Genomic DNA, 4,417 nt, shown 5'->3' on the forward strand with positions numbered 1-4,417 from the left:
CATATAATAATCACAACAACAAGCTACTAATTCAGGATCGTGGGTAATAATGAAAATAGTTTTGCCGGACTCTTTGAGCCTTATCATTTCGTTTGAAACTTCTTTCATATTTTTAAAATCAAGACCGCTTGTAGGTTCATCTAAAACCAGAATCTCTCTATTAGAAGCAATAGCACTTGCGATCGCCACTCTCTGTTTTTGACCTCCTGATAAAGACATTGGGTGACAATCCAAAAATTCCATCAAGTTAAGTTTTTTGCATATCTCTTTTACCATTTGTTCTTCATTCTCATTATCTTCAATACTCAATAGAATTTCTTCTTTAACTGACTCCGTAAATAGTTGGTGATTGACATCTTGCATCACCATAAAACACTTTCTTAGTCTTTCTCTCGTAGAGTAAGTATCCGTTTCTATCTCTAAAACTCCTTTTGCTTTTTCTTCAACTCCACATAAACATTTTGAAAATGTTGACTTCCCTGAACCGTTAGAACCTAAAACAGCAATAATAGCATTCTGAGGTAATAAGGTGTTTTTAATATTAAGAAACGGAGTCTTGTTATAGCTAAACTCAAAATTCTTAATATTTATTTTGCTGTCAACCTTAATAAAGTTCTTAAGATCTTTAAAATTAACAGGATTTATACTTCTAAGCCCCATATTGTTTAAAATATCATTAGATAATCTTTTAAATTCTTCATTCGTGAATATAGTGTGTATCTGTCCATCTTTCATATAAATGAATTTATCTGCAATATCTATTAAATACCGTAATCTATGTTCAGCAATAATTATAGTTGCCTTTTTTTCTTTCCATTTGTTTATAATAGCTTTTAACATTTCTATCGTTCCAATATCTAAATTAGAAGACGGTTCATCTAATACATATATTTCAGGCTCCATAACAGCCGCTGAAGCACAAGCAATTTTTTGCTTTTCACCGCCTGACATTGAAAACAAATTTCTATCAAGTAAATTTCTTATGTTTAATTCTTGTGTTACCTTTCCAATTCTCGTACATATTTCTTCTCGTGGAACTTCAAAATTTTCACAAGCAAATGCAATTTCACTTGTAGAATCTACATTAAAAAACTGTGTTCTTGGATTTTGAAATACTGATCCTACATATCTGCTCAATTCATCAATTGGATTTTGTGAAATTTTATAATCCCTTACTATAACTTCTCCCTCCAATGTTCCCGTATAATATCCGGGAATAAGTCCATTAATCAATCGACTTATAGTAGTTTTTCCACAACCGGATTCACCACAAAACACAATCACTTCTCCATCGTCGATCTTTAAGTTTACATTATAAATTCCTGCATTTCTATCAACACTGTCATAAGTAAATGACACATTTTTAAACTCGATCATTCCTTATCCCCTCCTATACAAAAATAACCCTATAAGAGTGATTGAAATACATAAAATAAGTGCATCATATATAGTAAAACATACTTTGACTACACTGGTTCTTTTTCTTAAACCTCCCAATCCTCTACTTATTGCAGCTGCTGATAATTCATCCCCTATTTTAGCAATAGACATAATTAAAGGGATTGTTACATATTCCAAGTACAAGCCGGGATTTTTCCATGCTCTTTTGTTTTTAAAATGAATTCCTCTCATTTTCATAGCAATTTTAATTGAACTATGTTCTTCCTTTAAAGTTGGAATAAACCTGAAAACAACTGCTGTTGGAATAATAAATGCATTTGGAATTTTCCACTTTACCATAGCTGCTATAAACTCACTTGTCTTTGTAGACATTACAATATAATAACCCAACATAAAAATCGGAAATAGCCTCAAAATTAAAGCATTCAACAAAACGGAAATGGTATTTATAAGAGTAGGGAAGGTGTACATATCTTTTGTAAAGTGTGCTATCAAAGCCAAAGCAAACAACCCCCCATAAATAAAAGCAATTCTAAACTGCTTATTAGATAACAGCAACATTATCGCCACAATGGCGGATATAAGGCTAATCACAATATCCTTATATCCGACAGACATTATGGTTGTGATAAATATCATAAAGAGAATTTTAGTACGAGGATCTAAATAAAAACCCTTCGGCTCATTAGGTCTATATACCTCATACTCTTCCATTAAACGATACCTGCTCTTTCAAAATGTTTTTTAAGCATTTTTCTTCCCAAATTCGCACCAATAATTGAACCAATCAAAATAATTACAAGTGCGGCAATTCCCATCCAAGATGGCATATATTTCGCAAGTTCTGTTGCATATTGTTCTCCCATTTGTTGCTTAACACCTTCCATGTAGGTATCCGCCATTACCCACATTGGCATTTGGCAGCCTATCATTCCACAAGAAAATAACCAAAACCCCACAATGTTCTTTTTGAAACTTTTAAAGCCTCCCGACCTCATAACTAAATCACTCAGTATACCGAATGGTATATATCCTACTAATGCTAACCAAGTGTAACCCATCAGATACCAGAAAACCCCAATAATAATTGACATAATCGTAACCATGCCAAATTTCTCTGTTTTTGTTAAAAACAACATGAATGGTATCCCTGTAACAATTGGAATTACTAAATAAATAGCCGGGTATAAGATAGGAATGGCATTCATCATTCCTGCCACAAAAAATATGACCAAATAAATCGCTGTGTAAATCCCGACATTAATTAAATCTTTTGCTGATAAACCTTTCTTCATTTTTTTAATCCTCCTATTTATTTTTTTTGGGTAGTGTATAACTCTCTTTTTATATTTGAGCCTTTATGGCACAAACTACGCTTTCGCTTATGACAGTTTCCATTCCACTGCCATCTGTCTTGCTTCAACAAAATTCTTGTAGATACCATCTATTTTTATAAGCTCTTCATGCGTACCTCTTTGAACTATCTTCCCATTATCTAAAACAAGAATTTGATCCGCATTTTTAATCGTTTTTAGCCTGTGAGCAATTATAATAACTGTCTTATTTTTGGTAAGCTCCTCCATAGCAATCTGCAACTTATCCTCATTTTCAGGATCCACATTTGCTGTAGCTTCATCGAAGATAATAATTGGAGCATTTTTTATAATAGCTCTTGCTATTGATATTCTTTGTCTTTCTCCTCCGGATAAACTTGCACCTCCTTCTCCTATCATTGTTTTGTATTGTTCAGGAAGACTCATAATAAAATCATGGCAACAAGATTTTTTTGCTGCTTCAATAACTTCTTCATGTGTAGCATCCGGTTTAGCGAACTTTATGTTGTTTTCTATGGTATCCTGAAACAAGTACACATTTTGAAAAACCATACTAATCTGCTCCATCAATGCTTCTAATGAATATTCTTTTATATTATGTTCTCCTATGTTGATTCTTCCATTATCTATATCCCAAAACCTTGCTATGAGATTACACAATGTAGTTTTTCCGGCTCCTGACGGTCCTACTATGGCTGTCATTTGATTTTGCGGTATTTCTAAAGAAATGTGATCAAGAATTTTTTTGCCGGAATATGAAAAATCTACATTTTCAAACACAATATCAAAACTGTCAGGTTCGATATCACTTCCATCAATATCCATCCGCGGAAATTTTTCTAATTTCTTAGTTTGCTCAATAGATCCACTAACAACTCTAAGAGCAGTTGTCGCACTTCCTGCTAATTTAATTTGAGAAAAAGCAAGAAATGAAACAATAATTGTCATCACAGTATTTAGAAATGAAAGCTCTCCTCTTTGATAGAAGAAAATGCCTGCACCGATGATTAAAATACTGAATGAATCTAAGAGTATATTTTGAGCAATTGTATATGGTGTAAAAAGTTTTTCACAATCAAGATTTGTTTTTCTTGCATTTTCAATGGCTTCCCTAACTTTTTCATCTCCTTTGCCTGTTAAATTAAAGGCTTTAATAACCGGCATTCCCTCTATTTGTTCTAAAATAGCGTCAACTAATTTTGCCGATGCAATTTGCCTTTTTGGAAGAATATTTCTTGATTTATTCTCCATTTTTGACAAAATGAATAAATACATCAAACTTCCAAATGCCACAATAAGACCTATTCTCCATTCAAAAACCAAAATCATCAATGTAAAAATTATCGTGTTTATAAAACCGGATAATGTATTTACCATAACCATTGCAGCGGTATTTTCGACATCTTCTAATACAGTTGTCGAAATCCCTACAACTTCACCGACATTATTTTCATTGAAAAAGCCCATAGGTATTTTTTTTAGAATTTCTCCTATTGAAACTCTTTTATTGGCTACCATAAAATAACTTGCATGGCATTGCTGTAATTGGGAAAAATAATTTGTGGCACTTCTCCCTACAATACTGATAACAAGAAGTCCTAACGCAATCCATGCAGGCGTCATGGTCATATTTTTTTGAGCGAAAGCTTTTACTACAACATAAATTGCACTAATTTGAAGCA

4 protein-coding genes are annotated in these 4,417 nt (G+C 32.8%); all 4 read right to left on the minus strand.

The features are described 5' to 3' along the window. Positions 1-1,377: ABC transporter ATP-binding protein (locus ACO5GE_RS07780; RefSeq protein WP_484830348.1), on the minus strand; the 1,377-nt coding region annotated here is incomplete at its 3' end. A 3-nt stretch (positions 1,378-1,380) separates the two neighbouring features. Then, complete coding sequence (locus ACO5GE_RS07785; protein ID WP_208428414.1) at positions 1,381-2,115, minus strand: energy-coupling factor transporter transmembrane component T; 735 nt, start codon at positions 2,113-2,115, stop codon at positions 1,381-1,383. After that, positions 2,115-2,696, minus strand: a complete 582-nt coding sequence (locus ACO5GE_RS07790) for an MptD family putative ECF transporter S component (RefSeq protein WP_288916197.1) — start codon at positions 2,694-2,696, stop codon at positions 2,115-2,117. The genes ACO5GE_RS07785 and ACO5GE_RS07790 overlap by 1 nt, the downstream gene beginning before the upstream one ends. 87 nt (positions 2,697-2,783) lie before the next feature. Beyond that, on the minus strand, positions 2,784-4,417 hold a 1,634-nt coding region (locus ACO5GE_RS07795; RefSeq protein WP_484830349.1), incomplete at its 5' end, for an ABC transporter ATP-binding protein.

It is taken from the genome of Filifactor sp., from assembly GCF_057248345.1.

Bases quoted from the DNA above. Each gene is read 5' to 3' on its own strand.
- ACO5GE_RS07785 (WP_208428414.1), bottom strand. From the start codon at position 2,115: ATGGAAGAGTATGAGGTATATAGACCTAATGAGCCGAAGGGTTTTTAT.
- ACO5GE_RS07790 (WP_288916197.1), bottom strand. From the start codon at position 2,696: ATGAAGAAAGGTTTATCAGCAAAAGATTTAATTAATGTCGGGATTTAC.